The sequence below is a fragment of the Halpernia frigidisoli genome, assembly GCF_900113805.1.
GTDB lineage: Bacteria > Bacteroidota > Bacteroidia > Flavobacteriales > Weeksellaceae > Halpernia > Halpernia frigidisoli.
In genome coordinates, this window is record NZ_FOQT01000001.1 from 568,449 (window position 1) to 589,629 (window position 21,181).

13 protein-coding genes are annotated in these 21,181 nt (G+C 37.0%); 9 read left to right on the forward strand and 4 right to left on the reverse strand.

Features of this window, described 5'->3' with window-relative positions:
• The first annotated feature begins 52 nt into the window (after positions 1-52).
• Positions 53-2,062 carry a M13 family metallopeptidase gene (locus BM238_RS02705; RefSeq protein ID WP_090078638.1) on the forward strand — a complete coding sequence of 670 codons (2,010 nt, stop codon included), beginning with the start codon at positions 53-55 and terminating at the stop codon, positions 2,060-2,062.
• Positions 2,063-2,422: 360 nt separating this feature from the next.
• Here the strand turns inward: BM238_RS02705 and BM238_RS02710 are convergent, their stop codons facing one another.
• Entirely contained in the window at positions 2,423-2,716 is a 294-nt protein-coding gene (locus BM238_RS02710) for a hypothetical protein (protein WP_143093337.1), read from the reverse strand.
• Between the two features lie 518 nt (positions 2,717-3,234).
• Between BM238_RS02710 and BM238_RS02715 the strand changes: the two genes are divergently transcribed.
• The 7 genes from BM238_RS02715 (at position 3,235) to BM238_RS02745 (ending at position 10,527) form a co-directional block, all read left to right on the forward strand.
• A complete protein-coding gene (locus tag BM238_RS02715; protein ID WP_090078640.1) occupies positions 3,235-3,498 on the forward strand; it encodes a helix-turn-helix domain-containing protein in 264 nt (87 codons plus the stop codon).
• Positions 3,499-3,768: 270 nt separating this feature from the next.
• A complete protein-coding gene (locus tag BM238_RS02720; protein WP_090078641.1) occupies positions 3,769-4,410 on the forward strand; it encodes a DUF6266 family protein in 642 nt (213 codons plus the stop codon).
• 299 nt (positions 4,411-4,709) lie between these two features.
• Positions 4,710-5,030 (forward strand): GIY-YIG nuclease family protein, encoded by a 321-nt coding sequence (locus BM238_RS02725; RefSeq protein ID WP_090078642.1) that lies wholly within the window; start codon positions 4,710-4,712, stop codon positions 5,028-5,030.
• A 326-nt stretch (positions 5,031-5,356) separates the two neighbouring features.
• Positions 5,357-8,599 (forward strand): type ISP restriction/modification enzyme, encoded by a 3,243-nt coding sequence (locus BM238_RS02730; RefSeq protein ID WP_090078643.1) that lies wholly within the window; start codon positions 5,357-5,359, stop codon positions 8,597-8,599.
• A 19-nt stretch (positions 8,600-8,618) separates the two neighbouring features.
• Positions 8,619-9,212, forward strand: coding sequence for a hypothetical protein (locus tag BM238_RS02735; RefSeq protein WP_090078644.1), 594 nt, complete (start codon positions 8,619-8,621; stop codon positions 9,210-9,212).
• Between the two features lie 87 nt (positions 9,213-9,299).
• Positions 9,300-9,950, forward strand: coding sequence for an SOS response-associated peptidase (locus BM238_RS02740; RefSeq protein WP_090078645.1), 651 nt, complete (start codon positions 9,300-9,302; stop codon positions 9,948-9,950).
• Positions 9,951-10,251: 301 nt separating this feature from the next.
• On the forward strand, positions 10,252-10,527 hold the full coding sequence (locus tag BM238_RS02745) for a DUF1294 domain-containing protein (RefSeq protein WP_090078646.1): 276 nt from the start codon (positions 10,252-10,254) through the stop codon (positions 10,525-10,527).
• Positions 10,528-10,780: 253 nt separating this feature from the next.
• On the opposite strand, the gene BM238_RS02750 is transcribed toward BM238_RS02745, so the two are convergent.
• Positions 10,781-11,632 carry an NAD(P)-dependent oxidoreductase gene (locus tag BM238_RS02750; RefSeq protein ID WP_090078647.1) on the reverse strand — a complete coding sequence of 284 codons (852 nt, stop codon included), beginning with the start codon at positions 11,630-11,632 and terminating at the stop codon, positions 10,781-10,783.
• 378 nt (positions 11,633-12,010) lie between these two features.
• Here BM238_RS02750 and BM238_RS02755 point away from each other — a divergent pair, with 378 nt between their 5' ends.
• Positions 12,011-12,994: an aldo/keto reductase gene (locus tag BM238_RS02755; RefSeq protein ID WP_090078648.1), complete on the forward strand. Its 984-nt coding sequence runs from the start codon at positions 12,011-12,013 to the stop codon at positions 12,992-12,994.
• Between the two features lie 212 nt (positions 12,995-13,206).
• On the opposite strand, the gene BM238_RS02760 is transcribed toward BM238_RS02755, so the two are convergent.
• Together BM238_RS02760 and BM238_RS02765 are read right to left on the reverse strand one after the other, a co-directional pair.
• Positions 13,207-13,641 (reverse strand): cold shock domain-containing protein, encoded by a 435-nt coding sequence (locus tag BM238_RS02760; protein WP_090078649.1) that lies wholly within the window; start codon positions 13,639-13,641, stop codon positions 13,207-13,209.
• A gap of 163 nt (positions 13,642-13,804) precedes the next feature.
• Positions 13,805-21,013, reverse strand: a complete 7,209-nt coding sequence (locus BM238_RS02765; protein WP_090078650.1) for a T9SS type B sorting domain-containing protein — start codon at positions 21,011-21,013, stop codon at positions 13,805-13,807.
• Positions 21,014-21,181 lie beyond the last annotated feature (168 nt).

Consider the following 21,181-nt stretch of genomic DNA (forward strand, 5'->3'; position numbering starts at 1 on the left):
TTTTATATTTTTGGTAAATTCTTTCATCTTTTAATTTTATTCTTTTATAACTATGAAAAATATTTTAACCTGTCTACTCGCGGTTTTTACGCTGGCTAATTTTAGCGCTCAGCAAAAGAAGGTCATTGAGATCACCGGCCTGGATCCATCCGTAAAGCCCGCTGATAATTTCTTTATGCACGTCAACAAAAAGTGGTACGACGCCACGCCGATACCTTCCACACAGGCAGGAGTGGGCGCGTATATGTTTATGAATTATCCGCAACGCTTGCGGTTAAAAGCCATCCTAGACAGTGTTTCCCAAAAACAGCAGTCTGTCGGAAGCCTTGAGCAGCAGGTTGGTGATTTCTATGCGTCGGGAATGGATACTTTAACCATTGAAAAACGCGGTTTTGACCCTATTAAACCTTTGCTTGCTGACATTGATGCTATCAAAGATATACCGTCATTAATGAAATATGTGGCGGGCGCACTTAAAATGAATAATGCTTCTATCATGGCATTTGGCGTGGGTCCAGACGACCGGAACAGCAAGATGAACATTGCACACGCTTATCAGACAGGTATCAGTTTGCCAGACCGCGACTATTATTTTAAGACAGATGCTTCTACACTTGAGATTCAAAAAGCTTACAAAAATTATATTAGCACTTTGTTTAAATTAACTGGTAGCGATGCCGGCACCGCAGTTAAAAACGCACAAACTGTTTATAATATTGATAAAGAGATTGCCGGCTCACACCGAACAAGAGTAGAACTTCGTGATGTGCATGCTAATTACAACCGGTTTTCTGTGGCAGATCTTCAGCAGAAACAACCAAATATTGGGTGGAAAACATTTCTTACAAATATAGGCGCGCAGACGGATTCCATAGATGTGGGTCAGCCCAAATATTATGAGAAATTAAATTTACTTTTAAAATCTGTGCCCCTGCAAAACTGGAAGCTTTATCTTAAAGCCAATGCACTTTCCAATTACGCTGGCGATCTAAGCAAAGCTTTTGTGGATGCGGAGTTTAATTATGCTAAAGTAATTTCCGGGCAATCGGTTCAAAAAAAGCGTGGTGAAGTGATGGCAAGTGCTGTTGATGGTTATCTGGGCGATGCTTTGGGACAATTATATGTTAAAAAATATTTCCCTGAATCTGCGAAGAAACGCATGCAGGAATTGGTCAGCAACGTGCAAAAAGCTTACGCCGTGCGGATCGACAGGCTTGACTGGATGAGTGACAGTACTAAAATAAAAGCCAAAGAAAAACTCGCTGCCATTACCAAAAAAGTAGGTTATCCCGATAAATGGAAAGATTACAGCCAGGTAAAAGTCGCGCGAAATACTTATTTCGAAAATGTTTTATCAGCTTCTGCTGCTTCCTGGGAGCGCGAGTTGTCACAATTAGGCAAACCTGTTGATAAATCGGCGTGGTTCACAACGGTATCGACGGTTACGGCTTATAACAACCCTTCCGCTAATGAGATCGTTTTTCCCGCAGGTATTTTACAGCCACCTTACTTTGACAATGATGCAGATGATGCGCTTAATTATGGCGGTATCGGAATGGTCATCGGGCACGAATTGACGCACACTTTTGACGATCAGGGTGCGCAGTATGACAAAGATGGGAACGTAAAAAACTGGTGGAAAAAAGAAGATTACGCCAAATTCAAAACAAAAATACAGCAGGTGATCGATCTTTACAGCACTTTCACCGTCCTTGATGAAGTGCATGTCAACGGTGCAATGACGGTAGGAGAGAATACTGCCGATATTGCAGGCGTAGCCGTGGCTTACGAAGCTTTTAAAATGACACCGGAAGGACAGGATGATACAAAGATCGGCGGCTTAACGCCTGACCAGCGGTTTTATATGTCAGTCGCAAAGATCTGGCGGGTGAAAATGAAGGATGAATACCTTCGTTTGTGGATCAACAGCAATCCGCATTCGCCACCATTCTGGCGCGTAAACGGGCCGTTAATGAACAGTTCGCCCTTCTATAAAGCTTTTGACGTAAAAGAAGGCGATAAAATGTTTGTTCCTTTAAAAAACCGGATCCTGATCTGGTAATATATCTTGCTTTAAATCTGAAACCGCAGTTCTATTTTTAGGGCTGCGGTTTCTTTTTTAGATCTAAATTCGGAAAGATATTACTGATTTTTCTATTTTAAATTATTGCAGTTCAGTGTTACTTTTAGACATAATACTCATAAGCTAACTTTAATTTTATAACTTCCTTTAAAGCTCGAAGTTTTAAATATAATATTAAAGAAGTACAAATCTTTACATAATTACCTCATCATCTAAACAAAAACGCTGTCGAAGTATTTGACTTGGACAGCACTTTTTATATTTGATTTTTACAACCTGAAACTACAATCTAAAATAAGATACGTACTTTAAAAAATTGCGATCAGACCTAAGACTTGATTAATGGTGTCTAACTCCCGTTTGGTGGTGCTGCACTTTTTGAACGCCTGCATTGTAATTGTTGGCCTGTAAAGCCGGATTACCCGTGGCATCTACACCGTCTGTGATAAAGTTGTGGGAGGCTTTTTTGTTATACATTTTTTTACCTGCGTTTTTTCCTTTGGACTTTTTCCCGGAATTTTTCTCCTTAATTTTTTGTGCGTCTTCTTGTTTTGCTCTTTTTAAGAAAATCAAGGCAAAGACGCCTGCCGTTGCAATTGCGAAGCCTGTGGCCACTTTTATAGTCGTACTCATATTTAATAATTTTGACGGAAAATATTCAAAATACTTGCCAACCATTATTAATTTAAATAAAAATAATTCTTTTTTTACCCGTTGAAAAAAAAAGTTCGACAAAGTTTATCCTCAATTTGGATCGTAAAGAGTTTGACAAATATCAGCACGTCTGACTTAAACAAAGTATTTAATTTTATTTAGTATAGATGGATTTCTAAGTTTATTCTCTCTTAAATCTTAAATACATTTTATTGAAGCTGAAGCGATTTAATATCAATTATAAATACATAATAACATAAGTCAATTCGAGCAAATATGAATGAACCTAAAATTTTATATTGACCGCTTATTTATTAATTTATTAAATATTTAAATTAATAATATTCTACCTATATCGTTTTAATATTATTAATTTAATGCTATAATAAAAACTATTATTTCATAAAATAAAATAATTATGTATGATATTCATTAAATTTATATATTTGTTATCAACAAAAACATAATCATAGTCTTTAACAAAAAACTAAAAGCTAATGAAACCTAAAAAACAATCTTATCTACTGGATGAAGCCACGCTTCAGCAAGTTGTGCTGTTACTTGGTGGAATTTTAGATGCCCTGAATGAAAGTCGCCCACAGGATGCGCATTACTATGACAACGCAGACCTCAAAAGGATGTTTAATTTAAGCGACAGCACTCTGCAGCGGCAAAGAAATGCCAACCTGATCCCTTTTTTTAAGATCAGCGGCAAAATTTATTACCCCAAAGCTTTTTTTAATAATGGCTTTACACTTTAGAACTTGTTTTTAAAAGGCAAATGCCTGCTCTGTTTTATTTAAAATAGTTCCAAAACCCTTCTTCGTTCGTACGAAGCAGGGTTTTTCTTCGGAAAAAAGATGTTTTTTCCGAAGCGTCTCCGAAGAAAGTTTGGAGCGTCTCCGAAGAAATGTGCAAAGACGGTGTCATTTCCAGTCAAAGACCGTCAAATACTGTCATAATTATTTAATGTGAAGATGGTGAGCTTGTTGTGCTATATCTTCGCTCTAATAACAAACAAAATTATTATTATGGCAACAATCACAAAAGGAATTCTGGGTGGCATCTCTGGTACAATAGGTACCGTTGTGGGTGCTAACTTCCGGGGGAAAGACATTCTCCGCAGCCGGCCAAAAAAGAGCAGCAAGCTGCCCACTGAAAAGCAACTATTGCAGCAGGCAAAGTTCAAGCTGGTCGTCCAATTTATGCAACCGCTTAAATTTATCCAGAGCCGGTATTTTGGGCAAAACAGCGGTGCAAAATCCCGGGTCAATCTGGCAGTATCTTACATGCTGGATAATGCCATCTCTGTGGTGCTGGGGGTTCCGGAGCTGCTTTACAACAAAGTACTGATCACCAAAGGCGACCTGGCGGGTTTTCAAAATCTGACGGCGGCACCGGTGGCGGGACAAAAAATTGAGTTCAACTGGGTGGATAACAGTCTGCAGGGCAATGCCAGTGCTGATGATATCGTTAATGTGGTTTGCTACAGTGAAGATCTTGGCAACTTTGAGATCTTTCAGAATATCGCAGTGCGCGGTGATCTGTCCGCCGAAATGACGCTGCCTTTATCGTATCAGGCAAAAGCCGTCAGCGTGTGGGTGTATTTTAATAATACCAAAGAAAACCTCGCCTGCAACAGCAATTACGTCGGACTGCTTACCATTCTTTAAGCTAAAACCCCACTTGTGATAGTGGGGTTTTTTTGTGGGTGATTTAGTATTTCACCTAACCCGCCTGTCATTGCGAGGAACGAAGCAATCCTTTGCAGTATAGTTATACACAAATTATGAGATTGCTTCGTTCCTCGCAATGACAATAGGTGTTCCTCGCAAAAACAATTCGTGTTCGTCGCAAAAACAATTCGTGTTCGTCGCAATAATAATTCATCTTCCTTGCAATAAAGGCGTGCAAAGACTGCTACCCAACTTCTAATAATAAATTTTTAGTACATTCGCTTAAACATTCAAATATGAAACCCGGTTTTATATACATCCTTACTAATAAATATAATACAACACTTTATGTAGGAGTTACTTCAAATTTGCCAAAAAGAATAAAAGATCATAAAGAAAAACGATATGAGAATTCATTCAGTAGCAGATATAATCTTACGAAATTGGTTTATTGGGAAGCATTTCAGGAAATAGGAGATGCTATTGCCCGTGAAAAGCAAATAAAAGGAGGATCGAGAAAAAATAAACTCAATTTAATAAATAATTTTAATGCTGAATGGAAAGATCTGTATGATGAAATTACAATAGAATTTGAAAGTTTAGGAGCAGGTTTTTAATATTCAACATCATTACAAAACTCATGAATATTATTGTAGCTGGAAAGCGATCGCACAAACTGTCATTGCGAGGTACTTTCACTGTCATTGCGAGGTACTTTCATTGTCATTGCGAGGAACTTTCACTGTCATTGCGAGGTACGAAGCAATCCTCTGCGATATGGTTGCGCACACATGATGAGATTGCTTCGTGCCTCGCAATGACGATATGTGTTCCTCGCAATGACGATATGTGTACTTCGCAATGACGACATATGTTTCTTGCTACGACAGCCTGTGTACCATGGAATAACAGATATTAAATAATAGCCAATTATAACCAACTAATGACCATTCAATCTTACCTCACCAACATCAACCAAAGATACCTAATGGGAAACGCCACGGAACATACGTTTCGGGGTGATCTGCAGCAGTTGATTGAAAGTCTGGTGCCGGAAATCAGGGCGACCAACGAACCAAAAAGACAATCTTGTGGTGCGCCGGATTATATCCTCACCAAAAAAGATATCCCCGTTGGTTTTATTGAAGCAAAAGATGTAGGCGACAAAGATCTGGATGGCAAAAAAAGATCAGGCAACAAGGAACAGTTTGACCGGTATAAAGCTTCCTTGGGTAATCTTATCTTTACAGATTATGTAGATTTTCATTTGTATAATGATGGGGTGTTTGTGACCAAAGTTGCCATTGGAGAAATTACAGATAAAGGTATTGTGCCGCTTCCGCAGAATTTTGCACAGTTCGAAAACCTCATCAAAGATTTTTGTGTACACATTGGGCAAAATATTAAAAGTCCAAAAAAACTGGCTGAGATGATGGCAGGAAAGGCTCGACTCCTTTCTGATGTTATCGCTAAAGCTTTGACGAGCGATGAAACGCACAACGAAAATAGTACGCTGAAAGAACAAATGACGGCTTTCAAAAGTATTTTGATCCACGATATTACGCCTAAAGGTTTTGCAGATGTTTATGCGCAGACTATTGCGTACGGAATGTTTGCAGCACGTTTGCATGATCCTACTTTAAAAACCTTCAGTAGACAGGAAGCGGCAGAACTGATCCCAAAATCCAATCCGTTTTTGCGCAAACTCTTCGGCTATATCGCCGGTCCTGATATTGACGACCGCATCAAATGGATCGTGGATAATCTGGCGGAAATATTTTTGGCTTGTAATGTAGAAGAGATCCTGAAAAACTATGGTAAGACGACCAAAATGGAAGATCCCATCATTCATTTTTATGAAACTTTCCTGGCGGAATATGATCCGGCTTTGCGAAAAGCGCGTGGCGTTTGGTACACCCCTGCGCCAGTGGTCAATTTTATTGTGCGTGCGGTAGATGATATTCTAAAAACGGAATTTGATTTGCCCCAAGGTTTGGCAGATACGAGCAAAACAAAAATTAAGGTTGATGTAAATGGAAAGAAAGTAGAAAAAGAAGTGCATAAAGTGCAGATCTTAGATCCTGCAACGGGAACGGGAACTTTCTTGGCGGAAGTCATTAAACACGTCAACAAAAAATTTAAAGGACAGGAAGGCATCTGGAGCAGTTATGTAGAAAATAATCTCTTACCAAGATTAAATGGTTTTGAATTATTGATGGCAAGTTATGCAATGGCGCATTTGAAGTTGGATCTGCTGTTGAAAGAAACAGGTTTTAAAGCGACCAAAGAGCAACGAACACGTGTTTATCTCACCAATAGTTTAGAAGAGCACCATCCTGATACAGGAACTTTGTTTGCCAGTTGGTTGAGCACCGAAGCGAATGAAGCCAATCATATAAAAAGAGATACGCCGGTGATGTGTGTAATCGGTAATCCGCCATATTCCTCAAGTAGTACTAACAATGGAAAATGGATAGAAAATTTACTGAACGATTATAAGAAAAATCTTAAAGAAACAAGTTATAATTCATTATCAGATGATTATGTAAAATTTATTAAATATGGACAACACTTTATTGATAAAAATGAATATGGAATTTTAGCTTATATTTCTAATAATAGTTTTATTGATGGTGTTACTCATAGGCAAATGAGAAAAAATCTTTTACAATCGTTTGATAAAATTTACATTTTAGATTTACATGGTAATTCAAAGAAGAAAGAAACTAGTCCCGACGGATCAATAGATCAAAACGTTTTTGATATTATGCAAGGAGTTTCAATAAATATCTTTATTAAAAACATAAATAATAAAACAAAAAAACTTGGTCAGGTTTTTCACTCTAACTTATATGGTAATAGAGAACATAAATATAATTTTTTAAATAAAAACAATTTAAATGAAATTAATTGGGATTGTCTAAAATATAATGATCCTTATTACTACTTTGTTCCTCGTGATTATAAAACTTTAGATTTATATCGAAAAGGATTTGGAATTGAGCAACTTTTTAATACTAACGCAACAGGAATTAAAACCGAACGAGATTCTTTTACAATAAAAATAAAGGAAGGCGAATTAGATGAAGTTTTGTATGATCTTGAAAACAACAATCTTGAAAACATTAGATTTAAACATAATTTGCAATCGGATGGTAGAGACTGGACATTAAAAAATGCTAAAGATGATGTTCTACAAAATAAAAAGGGTATAAAATCAATAATTCAATATAGACCTTTTGACTACAGACATACTTATTATACAAGTAAATCTAAAGGGTTTATGGCATATCCACGAAATAAAATTATGGATCATTTAATTCATAAAAATATTGCATTTGTAACAACACGATTAAATCGGGGGCTTAGTTCTGGATATAGTTTTATAAGTAAAAATATACTTGATTTACATTTATTAGATAGTGCAGCAGATTCATTGCAAACTTTTCCGCTTTATCTTTATCCAGAAAATAACGGACAACTAACATTTGAATCTTCAGAAAGAACACCTAATCTTAATCAAGAAATTGTAAAAGAAATAGAAGAAAAGTTAGGTTTACAATTTACTAATGAGAAAGAAAAAGAAGAGGATTGCTTCGTGCCTCGCAATGACGGTTCGCAGGCAATGCCTCGCAATAACACCGACAACCATCAACCATCAACAGACAACCAAACCTTTGCGCCAATTGATCTTTTAGATTATATCTACGCCGTGCTGCATTCTCCCACTTATCGGGAGAAATACAAAGAGTTTTTGAAGATCGATTTTCCCAGAGTTCCCTATCCAAAAGACGCAGAAACTTTTTGGAAACTCGTGCAATTGGGTGGCGAAATACGGCAACTGCATTTGTTGGAAGCGGCGCAAACGGAAAATTATATTACCTCTTATCCAAAAGATGGCAGTAATATGATCACCACCAAAGTCGGAAAAAAAGACTGGGAACTCTATGATGAAGACCAACAATTGGGCAGAATATGGATCAACGAATCACAGTATTTTGACAAGATCCCTCTTACTGCGTGGGAATTTTACATCGGTGGCTATCAACCCGCCCAAAAATGGCTAAAAGACCGACAGGGAAGAACGCTGGAGTTTGAAGATATTTTGCATTACCATAAAATTATTGTGGCTTTGTTTGAAACGGATAGGTCGATGAAGGAGATTGATCTGATTGAAATAGAATAAACATTCAAAATATACACAAATGAAAACAAGACTACTAATTATAACTATGTTTCTCTTCGCTTTCGCTCCATTTGCAAAAAGCCAAACACCGGAACATCTTAGTTTCAAGGGAATTCCTATTGATGGAACACTCAATAATTATATTGCTAAGATGAAACTTGGAGGTTTCACGCACAATGGAACGAATAATGGCATGGCTATTTTGAAAGGTGATTTTGCCGGTTATAAAGGGTGTGTTGTAGGAGTTTCCACTTTAAAGCAAAAAGATCTTGTTTCTAAAATTGCAGTAATTTTTCCACAGAAAGATACCTGGTCCAGCCTTGCAGATAATTACTTTAACTTAAAACAATTGCTCACTAAAAAGTATGGTGAACCATCAGAAGTAGTTGAGAAGTTTGATAGTATGTTATATTCAGAGGATGCAGATGATGGGAGAAAGATGTATGGAGTTCAATTTGATAATTGTAAATACTATTCCATATTTTCAACTGAGTTAGGAAACATACAATTATCTATAGATCATGATGGTGTAGACAGTTGTTTTGTGAAGTTGATTTATTTAGATAAAATAAATACTGAGATCACAAATCTTAAAGCACTAGAAGATCTATAGAAAGTGATATTATAAAATAAATAATCTAATCAAAATTATTTCTGACCATTAAATAATCTTTGTAATTTTGACTTTAAATATCTTATTATGTGCTACTACGTAGATGCCGGTGTTACAAAAAAGGGAATAAAGGAGGTTTATAATCTGGGCTTTGAGGGCAAGGAATTTAGAGCAGATGAATTTTTAAATGGCTACAGTCATCCGCTGGTTGCCGTCGTTTTGGATGAAAATCCAACGGTTGCGACTTCTGCCAATTGGGGTTTGATCCCGTCCTGGGCCAAAGACCGCAGCATACAAAAACAAACCCTTAATGCCCGCGTGGAAACCGTGGCAGAGAAACCATCCTACCGAAATAATTATCAAAAGCGCTGTCTGGTCCTGGTAAAAGGTTTCTATGAATGGAAATGGATGGATGGCAAGGGTAAGCAAAAACAAAAACACTACCTCACGCTTCCCAATACGGAGATGATCGCACTGGGCGGCATATATGGCCATTGGACGGATAAAGTCAGCGGTGAGGATCTAACGACTTTTTCTATAGTAACGACCGGCGCAAATGAACTGATGACCGAGATCCACAATACCAAACACCGAATGCCCATCGTTTTAACGAAAAGCATGGAAAAAGAGTGGCTCACAACACGTGATATACAGGATTTTGCCTATCCCAATCATGAGGCAGATCTCGTGGCAGTAAATCTGGATGAGCCTGCAGAACCCACTACTTTATTTGGATAGCGTTCAAAAGTTAAAGATGTTTCTTTAAAACTTTACAAACGCGTGGCTTTATGGTGGAAAAAAACCACTGTTGCTTTTGTTTTTTGAAGCTTTTGTAAAATATACTTTTTGACACCTGTTTTAAAATATTAATCTTTGTATGGGAATTTATTTAGAACACTTTAAATACTTTGAAATGAAAGTCGGTTCTTTCGATCGATGGTCTTTAAAAATAAATTCATTTTGGGGAAGAAAAGCCGCTTCAAAAGCCTTTACTTTGTTTTCGCACAAATTAAAATTGTGTTTTGATCTTTTCTAAATTATGGTTACCAAATATCTACTTCTTATTTTTACGTTTCTGACCTTCTTCACCTTTGGGCTGGATAAATGGTTTGCAAAAAGGGGAAAGCGAAGAGTGGATGAAAGTATTCTTCTTTTATTTACTTTTTTGGGCGGTACTTTGGGTGCTGTTTTAGGAATGATCTACTTTAAACACAAAAGCTCAAAAAAGAGTTTTCTGCTCAAATTTTCTGCGGTGGTTGTTCTGCAGCTCGTGTTGATCACGCTTATGAAAATGCACTTTGCAGGTAAATTTTAAAAAAGATTGTTTTTAAAATTACAGGTATAAATAGCTTGTTTTTAAAACTATTTTGGTCCAAACAGTTTTAAAGTTAAGACTGAAGCTTATTTCTAAGTTGATTCCGGTTCATTATTTTACAAAATTGATATAAAAAAAAGACCTCTAATGAAGTCTTTAATTTTAAAAAATATATTTTAAATTATGCTATGATCATTAAAATATGGAAGTTGACTGAGTAAAAATACGAAGTTTTAAAATACACTTTAAAGAGTTATTTGTCCTTTTTTAAATAATTAATGATCCCAATTACATCGTCTTTTCCGTGGCCCTTGTCTTTTGCAGACTGGTAGGTTTTTGCTAGAACTTTTGCCAAAGGTGTTTCTGCGCCGGCGTCCACAGCCAAAAGAATATCTTTCAACATCAAATCTAAAGCAAAGGCGGGTGCAAAGTCATTGCTTAGCAAGAGTGGTGTTTTTACCTTGGTGGCGCCGCTACCACTTGCACTGGCGTTGATAATGCCCAACATATCTTCCCGCGAAATGCCCAGATGATCGGATAGCAAAATTGTTTCTGCCAAACCCTGATAAAGTGCAGCAATAAAATAATTAACAGATAATTTGGCGGCAATGCCTTTGCCATTTTCACCTAAATGTCTGGTTTCTTTGCCCATTTTATCCAAATAAGGTGCAGCTCTTTCCAGATCTTCTTTGCTGCCTCCGGCTAAAATAATCAGCGTGCCTTCTTCCGCCGGTTTAGTACTTCCTGCCACGGGAGCGTCGATAAAACTCGCGCCTTTGTCATTGATGCTTTGCGCGGTTTTTTTACTCAATTCTGGTGAAATAGTACTCATATCGACAAAAAGTTTACCTTTCAAATCTTCAAGGAGAATTTCTCTGTAAACTTCCTCAACTGCACTATCATTTGTTAGCATGGAAAAAATCACATCGCTATTCTTAATAAGTTCAGAAATACTGGTGCAAACTGTGGAACTGTCTTTAAAATCTGCTGCTTTCTCAGGTGTTCTGTTATAAACGGATAAGGTAAATCCTGCTTTTTCAAGGTTTTTTGCCATTGGATGTCCCATATTGCCTAATCCTATAAATCCTGCTTTTTCGTGTGCCATTGCTGTTGATTGTTTAGTTTATATTTTAATATTTTTTCAGCTGCTACTATCATTCCATTTGAGTTTTGAGCAATTGTTTAATATAGGAAAATTCACTGATATTAAATAAAAATTAGGTGCTGTTTTATTTAAATTTAACTAAAATATGCCATTGATCCGTTTTAGAAAAGCTTTTCAATTAAGTTTAAATTCCCATTAAATATATGATAGATATATATTTTCTGTGCCATTGATAATTTAAAATCAATACGACCTTTGCTTGGTCACATAATTGTAAACTTTAAAAACTTATAATAAAGCTTAAAAAACTTTGGAAAAATTAGCACTGAGGCTATAATTTAAAACAACAAAAAATAACTTTACAATAAAAATTAAATAATGGAATACAGAAAATTAGGACACAGCGACCTTGAAGTTTCAGCAATTACTTTTGGCGCCTGGGCAGCCGGAGGATGGATGTGGGGTAGCACTGACCGCAATGATGCCATCGAAGCCATAAAAACTGCGCATGAATATGGCGTGACTTCAATCGATACGGCGCCGGTTTACGGACAAGGCACAAGTGAAGAAATCGTTGGTGAAGCTATAAAAGGAATCCCAAGAGATCAAGTTCAGCTTCTCACAAAATTTGGAATGCGCTGGGATCTTGATAAAGGAAAACTGGCCATGCACTCCAAAGATAATGACGGCAATAAGATTGACATCTATAAATATGCAGGCAAAGAAAGTGTGATATTTGAATGTGAGCAAAGTTTAAAACGCCTTGGAACAGACTTTATTGATCTTTACCAAATTCACTGGCCCGATGAAACTACCCCGATCGATGAAACATTTGAGGCAATTTCAAGATTGATAGAACAGGGAAAAGTGAAATTTGCGGGAGTGTGTAATTATAATGCGGCACAAATGAAAGAAGCCGAAGAAACTTTAAAATTAGTTTCCAACCAGATCCCATTTAGCATGGTGACTCGTGGCATTGAAAAAGAAACCGTTCCCTATTGTATCGAAAGTAATAAGTCGATTTTGGCATACAGCCCAATGGAAAGAGGATTGCTTACTGGAAAAATTACACCTGATTATAAGTTTGAAGAAGGTGACCACCGCGCAGATCTTCCCCATTTTCAGCCGGATTTCGTTAAAAAAACAAATGAGTTGCTGGATAAAATTAAACCGATCGCAGACGAGCATAAAGCGAGTTTAAGTCAGTTGGTTTTAAGATGGACCATTGAAAGAGAAGGTATTACGATTGCTTTGGCTGGCGCAAGAAATGCAAAACAGGCGAAACAAAATGCACAGGCAATTGATATAAAACTTAGCAAAGAAGAATTGAAAACGATCAATGATTACGTGGATCATTTTTAACAAGTAAATACTAAGTTGCTATAAATTTTATTTACAGTAATTGAAAAACAAAAAAACCGGTCGAAAGATCGGTTTTTGTTTTGTGGTAAAATCAAACTTAATAATTAAATTTAACTTAATTATTTATTGTGAGAAAAATGAATTAGTTATCGAAGAGATTGACGAAAAGATTCTAATTAAAAAAAGCGCCATAAGGCGCTTTTTATTTTGATTTACTTTACAATTTTAATGTCAACTGCTGAAAAACCTTTAGGAGATTTCTCCACTTCAAAAGAAACTCTGTTTCCTTTTTTGATTTGTTCAGTACAGTTATTTTCGTGAAAGAAAACATTTTCCTTACTTTTTTCTTCAGTGATAAAGCCATAGCCTTTCTCGCTAAGAAAAGTAACAGTTCCAACTTTTAAGGTTTCTTCCGGTTCTATTTTAGCTGCACCCAATTGAATATCATCCAGATCAAAGTCAACTTTAATGTTCTTGTCTGGTGGAGTGCTTGTTAATTGACCGTAAGCATCAACATACATGATCATGTCATCCAATGTTTTGCCTTTGTCGTTGCTGTCTTTGCGCTCTTCACGACGCGCTTCTTTTTCCTTTTGCTTTTGAATTTTCTTCTTAATGCCTTCTTTTTTTGTGAAAGAATCCGCCATATATATTATTTATTATTTTTATTGGGTGATAAGGTACGAAATAGATCGATACAATACAATAATCTGAAAGATTGCGCTTGTATTTCTTATTTGATCATACAAAGGTAGGTTATTTTTAAACTACTATTTATTAAAGTTATCAATCTAAATTATACCAATATTTTTAGTTTCTGTTTTTAATAGCTACATAACCGGTCATTATTCTTCCGTCCGAAATAATGATCTGATACCAGTAACTTCCAGTTGACAGTTTCCTTTTTAAATGTTCACCATTCCAGGAGAAGTTGCCTTTTACGGTTGTTTCTAAAACAGTCACGCCGTAGCGGTCAAGCACTTTTATTTTGGTGCCGGGGTATTTTTCAATGCCGTCGATCTTCCAGGTATCATTAATGCCGTCGCCATCAGGAGAGAATATATTGACGATTTTAAAGATAGTGAATTGTTCCTCCGCTACTGCACAAGGTTGTGTGCCACTTCTGACAAAAGCAGTGTAAGTACCGACAGCCACATTATAAAAAGTATTTGAAGGTTGCCATACCGATCCGTTGATAGAATATTCTAAAATTCCTGCACCTTTTGCCTTGATCTGCACTGTTGAATTTTCTATTAAAATAGAAGTGATTACCGGTAAATCTAGTTTTTTTACAGTAATCGATCTTTCTGTTACACAACCTTTACTGCTACCAACCATTAGTTTATAAATACCGGCATCTTTCACATTAATGATCTGCTGCGTACTTATTATTTTTCCACCAAAAATCCAGGTGTAGGTATTTTCGGAAGGTTGAGATCCCGCATCCAGAGTGGCGAAGTCGTCCTGACAGAATTCTATGAGAAGTTGTGTGCTGATTTTCGGTGCTGCATTAACAAATATATTAAGTTCTACCTTCGCTGAACAACCTGCTGCTGAATTAACTTCAACAAATAAATTATTAAGTCCTGTATTTAAAATATAATTTTTTGCATCAGAAATCAGATTATTATTTTGATCATAAAATCGATACGAATATTGTGATGCGCTTACTACAATGTCAGATTCGTATTTCGTAAGATCAGTTTTTAAGTTGCCGTTTTCGTCTGAGCAAAGTGGCGATGCCGTAACATCTTTTGCAGGAATAGTTGATGTAACCAAAGAAACAGAAACCGGTAATCTTTGTAAACTTTCGCAATATTGCGTGGTCTGACTTGCGTAATAAGTCACATTATCCTGTAGTAAAGTAATGAGCGGTAAAACGCTGTTTCCCGTTAGACTGCTATACCATTGTATTTGTGAACCATTTATTGAAATTTCACCAAGTGTTGCCCGTTGACTTATGCAGAAAACCTGTGATGCCGTTCCAGAAGGTGGAGACGTTGCAACAATATTGATGGTAACCGGAACTCTTTCACTCTCACAAACATTTATGGTCTGCGTAGCGTAATAAGACTGTCCGTCAATCAATTTTGTAGTGGATGTGAGCAAATTACCTCCAACCGGCGCATCATACCACGACAAACTTTTTCCATTTGTATCAATACTGCCGACCGTTGCATTTTGCTGAACACAAAAGTTTTGAGAAGCCTGAACACGTGGTTTTGGCGTAGGATTTACAAAAACTGCCACAGTTGCCGTAGTAGGAATCGATATACATCCAGTGGAATTTTTTGTTTTTACATCGTATGTTTTTGGCAGTAAATTATTAAATATATTGGAATTTTGCCAGGTCAAACCATTATCAATGCTGTATTCAGTAGCCATTTCATTAATAGTGATCTTTGCTGATGAATGCGTGCAGTCAATTTGCTGAACCTGAAAAGTTGGTTTTAGAGGTGTATCTAGCGGTTGAATTATTGTTGCAGAAACAACGCCTGATTCACAACCGGCAGCATTTTTTACCTTAATTAAATACATTCCGGGCAATAAAGGTCCAGAGGTTGATGATGAAGTGTAAGTAACACCATTGTCAAAACTGTACTTATCCTGAACGGAACTTACTGAAATATTACCAAAAGGACTTACACATGACGTTGGCTGAACAACATTATAAGTTGGCATAGCAGGTGCATTTGGCGGCACATCTACAGTTGCAGATGTTGCGCTCGAAGGACAACCGTTCGCTGATAATTTTATTCTTACCATATATGTTCCAGGCGATAATGTTGCAGAAGGACTGCTGATCCAGGTCACTCCATCGTCATAAGAATAAAATGCTGCGGCAGAGATCACGGCAATATTTCCCGTCGAAGATGTACAAGTTGCAGGATTGCTAACAGAGATCTGTGGCGGTGCAGGAGTGGATGGTTGTTGATCAACATTTGCCGTTCCGGCCAAAGAAATACATCCGGCTGCGTCTTTCACCATTAAATTATAAGTACCAGGCGCCGCATTATTTTTAATATTACTTATGCCGTAAGTAATACCATTATCGAAACTGTACTCTGAAGCTGCTGTAGTAATTGCAATACTTCCTAAAGAAACGGCGCAGTTTGGCTGCGTAATGCTGAATGATGGTGCAGGTAATGGCGCCTGAGTTGTGACAACCGCAGAAATGACATCAGATAAACATCCGGTTGCATTTTTAATTTTTATCTTATAAGTCCCAGGATTAAGACCGGTTTTGGTATTACTGTAAACGAAAGTTAAACCATCGTCAAAACTATAGGTGGCAGCAACTGTGGTTACTGTTATACTTCCGGTGGCAACACTGCACGTTGGCTGTTTTACGGAAATAACTGGCGCAGGAATATTAACACCTGAATTTAGACTTACAGGAACGGAAAGAGATTCACAACTGGAAGAATTTGTTTTTAGTTTAATAATATAAGTTCCGGAGCCAATATTCTTTTTAACAGGATTTGTGGTCCATGAGGCGCCGTCATTAAAGGAATAACTTACGGCTGGCGTTGTTATAGTGATCGATCCGTCTGTAGCATCACATGCTGAAGGTTGAGTAGAAGTATAAGCAGGCGCTGCGGGAATCGACTGTGCCTGATTAATGTAGGGTGCAATTGCAGACGATTTGCAACCGCTGGCATTTTTTATTAAAATATAGTAAAAACCGGATGTTAAATTATTTTTGACATTCGAAGTGCTCCACGTTACGCCATTGTCAAAACTGTACTGGTCAGCTATAGAATTAATAATAATAGTGCCGGCAGGAGACGCGCATGTAGGTTGAATTACAGTGTAGACAGGCTGTTGCAAGAAGTATCTGTTAATCCCGGCAGAAGCAGTTTGAGAAATACATCCTGTTGCATTTTTAATGAGAATATTATAATAACCGGGTGCAGGATTTAAAAGTACAGGGTTTGTTCCCCAGGTCACGCCATTATCAAATGAGTATTGTGCACTTTGAGAAACAATGGTAATGCTTCCTCCCGAGCCACAATAGGGTTGTTCAACTTTTATAAATGGTCTTGGAAGAAAAAATGGTTTAAGATAAATATTTACTGAATAAGGATCAGATGTGCAACCTTGCGCATTTTTTATTACGATCTGATAAGATCCAGAAGGTAAATTGTTTTTTTCATTTACACTGCTAAATGTTCTTCCTGCATCAAAACTGTATTCGAAACCGGCATTTAATATTTTTATACTTCCGTTTTTACCACAAACAGGTTGCTCAATCAGAACATCAGGATTTGGGAGGTAATATTTAACAAGGGAAATATACTGATTGTATGGATTAGATTTACAACCCTGCAGATTACTAACAACTATTCTAAAGTTGCCCGCCTGCAAATTGTTAAAAATAGGGGAAGTACTCCAGGTATATCCACCATCTATTGAGTATTTATCGGCAGTAGTAGTAATGGTGATCGATCCTCCTACACCACATGTTGGCTGCGTGTATGTGAAAGTCGCATCCGGTAAATAATAGGGTAATATTTGAACAGGTGTGTAATCTGAAACACAGGTTCCATTTTTAACCAAAATATAATAATAACCACTAAGTAAGTTGGAAGAGGTTGCTGAAGTTGACCATGTATAGCCATTGTCAAAACTAAAACTTGTACCTGCGGAAGTTATAGTAATGCTTCCATTAACACCACACGAAGGTTGGATCACGGTAAAAGTAGGCGCTGCAAGATTAGTCTTGCTCATTGAGATATAAATAACATCAGATTTACAGCCAGTTGTGTTTTTTACTGTTAAACCGTAAGAACCTTCTATTAAATTAGTAAAAACCGGAGAAGTGGACCATGTTCGGCCATAATCAATGCTGTAGAAATCAGCAGTAGTAGAAAATGTAATGCTTCCAATATTTCCGCAGGAAGGATTTACCACCGTGTAAGCGGGACTTGGCAAATAAATACCTGTAAATGAAACATTTGTACTCTCTGAGATGCATCCCAGAGAATTTTTGATCATTGCATTATAATAATTATTCGTCAGATTATTAAATATATTGGATGTAGACCAAGTATAACCACCATCAATACTATAAAATGCTGCAGGCGTATTAATTGTGATACTGCTTTTAGTAGTACAGGTTCCCTGCACAGAAGTAACATCTGGCTTTGGAATTGTAGGTTGGTAGAGCGTCACATAATTTGCATCAGATCTGCATCCCAATGCGTTTTTTATTGCTATTCTATAAGTTCCTGCGGGTAGTGACATTGAATTGGTCGTAACCCAGGTAACGCCGTCATCAAAACTGTAAAAATCTGATACGCTATTAATGGTAATTTTTCCATTTGCTCCGCAAATTGGCTGAATAACTGAAAAAATCGGATAATCGAGTCGTGGTGCATAAAGTGTAACTGTATTGCTGTTCGATACGCATCCTACGGCATTTTTTAGTTTGATCTTATAAGTTCCTGCCGGTAAATCTTTTAAATTACTGGTCGTCCACGTAACTCCATTATCGAAGCTGTAAAAATCAGCTTCTGTTTTAATATAAATAGATCCATTCTCTCCACAAACCGGCTGTATCACATCGGCATCAGGATAAGAATTTTCAAAAGGCTGAAGATAGATGCTCTGAAAATAGGAAATACAACCCAACGTGTTTTTTATACCAACAGAAAAGTTACCTGTGAAAACATTAGATAAAACATTAGATGTTCCCCAGGTTTGTCCACCGTCAAATGTATAAAAGTCCGAAGGCGTATTAATGGTAATTTTTCCAGCCACAGTACACGCAGGTTGAACAACAGTAAAATCTGGATTCCCTAAAGTTGCACTGCTGATGTAAACATTTTGTGGGTTTGAAATACAACCTGCAACATTCTTTGTACGAATGGTATACAATCCGGGTTGAAGATTATTTATCGTAGAATAAGTCACCCAGGTTAATCCATTATCAAAACTAAAATAGGCGCCATCAGATGTGATAGAGATAGTTCCTGTGTCACCGCAGAATTTCGGTTGTGTTGCGGTGTAGTATGGATAGGAGGTAAGCGCGGGAACTATAGAAACTAATTGCGGATATGATGTGCAGCCTTTTAATGTTTTTATTAAAACAGAATAATTACCTGGCGATAAATTAGATTTCACAGGATTTGAAACCCAGGTCACGCCATTATCAAAACTGTATTGCGACGCAACTGAAGTTACTTTAATTGTTCCATAAGAGGAAAAACACGAAGGTTGTGTTATTTCCAATGTCGGCGTAACTGCTGTTTGGCTTGGTTCAATACTTACACTCACTGTGCTTGCGCAGCCATAACTATCTGTCACTGTCACGCTGTAAATTCCTACGTCTGTGACGGTTATATTTTGAGTTGTTTCATTGGTACTCCATAAATAGGTAGCGCCAGATGATGCTTTTAGCTCAGTGCTTCCGGAACAAACATTTAAAATACCTGAAATTGTAGCTGTAGGATTTTTTACTTCCAGATTTACCGGTATAATTTTATAGCATCCCGGGTCTTTCGTAACTCTTACGTAAATGACGGCGGATGGTGAATTATAAGCGGCAAAAGATGTAATATTTCCCGTATTATTAAAAGCTGAATTGTAATCTTTAAAGTAAGAAAAAGTTAATCCCGTAGTTGAGTTTACAATTTTAGCATCAAAATCTGCCAGATTAAAAGATTCATTACCATCGTGGTTCAGATCACATTTTGAGATTTTTGCCGGTTTTACGACAATGTCACAGGAACTGGAGCAATTAAGAAAACTGATGTCCCAGCCATCATTTGCGTCAGAATCTGTAGCGGAAGCAAAAGCCGCCGCCGTTCCCGCACTGTTGCAGCCGGTCGGCGTTCCGGCAATATCAAAATCAGCTGTCACACTTACGTTGTAATTGCTTAGAGAAGTGTTGGGGAAATTCGCTGCGGCAAGTTGAAAAATGAATTTTTTTGTAACTGGATCTGTAGAAAATGGAGTTGAGGCTGTATAAACTACTGTACCATTACTGTCTAAAAGTTTTAAAGTTAAAGTTTTTAATGTTGCAGTGACACCACCGGAATTTGGTGTTGTGTAAGTTCCGGAGATATTTACAGGCAATGTCGGACAAACTGCAAATAAAGGATCAATATTTACCGATCCTACAAAATTTTCAGTTGAATGCAACAGGCAGATATCGTCAACATAAGCGTAGCCGAAATGACCTCCAAGTCCGCATCTCGAAGCCATGAATTCTACGGTAAATTCCTCATTATTAGGAATTGAAGATATGTCAAGAATGCCCGATTGCCAGTTTGCAGTATATAAAGTGACGTAACCGCTGCTTCCATCAGGAACTTTCGTGAAAATGCAGTTTTTTTCATCGCCTACAAGGCAAAATTCACTAATTACTTTTCCATTTTTATCTAAAATTCTGGCTTTGAAAAAGGCCTGATTATCCGTGTGACTGCTATCATAAACCGACTGCAGAACAGCTTTATAGTTGAATTTAAGGAAATTTTCATTATTTGTCTTAAATCTTTTTCCCTGTACAATGGAACCGTAAGTGCCTGAATTTTGATAATTGATCTTTAAAGCATATTGATCAAATCCCTTTATGTCGCCCATATATTTGTCAAATACATTTGCGGGAACAGATGTTGCCATTACACTCGTTGAAACGGGATTGTATTGAGGAATGTAGGTATCTGCTTTATTGGTAATAGATTTACATTGTGTAGGTCCCGGAGGATCACCAATATTATATAGAAAATTTTTGACAACATTATTGCCGGAAATGTTTTCCGTTTGTTCAAAACCACCATTGGTACACATTTCTACGGCAGTCTGACTGGCTTTTTGCATGCTGCTCATTTCAGAAAGCACCTTTTTTGCACGTTCTTTTAAAAATGCAGATTTTGCCCGTTCTGAAGTGATCATTTTTCCGGAAGCATCTTCAAAAATGCCGTTCCGTAAATAATTAATAGTGTCGTTGTTTTGCTTTTGAGAATAGAAATTATGAAAGGAAATAAGTAAAAAAAGCAGATAGAGTTTCTTCATTCAAAATCGTTTTGAGTTGCAGGTATTCTTTAAAAATTAGTTAAAGAAACTCCGCAAATATAACGAAAAAAGTAAATTATTAAATATTTAATAATTTCAATTTTGAAACAGATATTGACATCACTGACAATGTAAAATGACGAATATGATTTACTTAAAAAAATTCAA

Bases quoted from the DNA above. Each gene is read 5' to 3' on its own strand.
- BM238_RS02705 (WP_090078638.1), top strand. From the start codon at position 53: ATGAAAAATATTTTAACCTGTCTACTCGCGGTTTTTACGCTGGCTAAT.
- BM238_RS02710 (WP_143093337.1), bottom strand. From the start codon at position 2,716: ATGAGTACGACTATAAAAGTGGCCACAGGCTTCGCAATTGCAACGGCA.
- BM238_RS02715 (WP_090078640.1), top strand. From the start codon at position 3,235: ATGAAACCTAAAAAACAATCTTATCTACTGGATGAAGCCACGCTTCAG.
- BM238_RS02720 (WP_090078641.1), top strand. From the start codon at position 3,769: ATGGCAACAATCACAAAAGGAATTCTGGGTGGCATCTCTGGTACAATA.
- BM238_RS02725 (WP_090078642.1), top strand. From the start codon at position 4,710: ATGAAACCCGGTTTTATATACATCCTTACTAATAAATATAATACAACA.
- BM238_RS02730 (WP_090078643.1), top strand. From the start codon at position 5,357: ATGACCATTCAATCTTACCTCACCAACATCAACCAAAGATACCTAATG.
- BM238_RS02735 (WP_090078644.1), top strand. From the start codon at position 8,619: ATGAAAACAAGACTACTAATTATAACTATGTTTCTCTTCGCTTTCGCT.
- BM238_RS02740 (WP_090078645.1), top strand. From the start codon at position 9,300: ATGTGCTACTACGTAGATGCCGGTGTTACAAAAAAGGGAATAAAGGAG.
- BM238_RS02745 (WP_090078646.1), top strand. From the start codon at position 10,252: ATGGTTACCAAATATCTACTTCTTATTTTTACGTTTCTGACCTTCTTC.
- BM238_RS02750 (WP_090078647.1), bottom strand. From the start codon at position 11,632: ATGGCACACGAAAAAGCAGGATTTATAGGATTAGGCAATATGGGACAT.
- BM238_RS02755 (WP_090078648.1), top strand. From the start codon at position 12,011: ATGGAATACAGAAAATTAGGACACAGCGACCTTGAAGTTTCAGCAATT.
- BM238_RS02760 (WP_090078649.1), bottom strand. From the start codon at position 13,641: ATGGCGGATTCTTTCACAAAAAAAGAAGGCATTAAGAAGAAAATTCAA.
- BM238_RS02765 (WP_090078650.1), bottom strand. From the start codon at position 21,013: ATGAAGAAACTCTATCTGCTTTTTTTACTTATTTCCTTTCATAATTTC.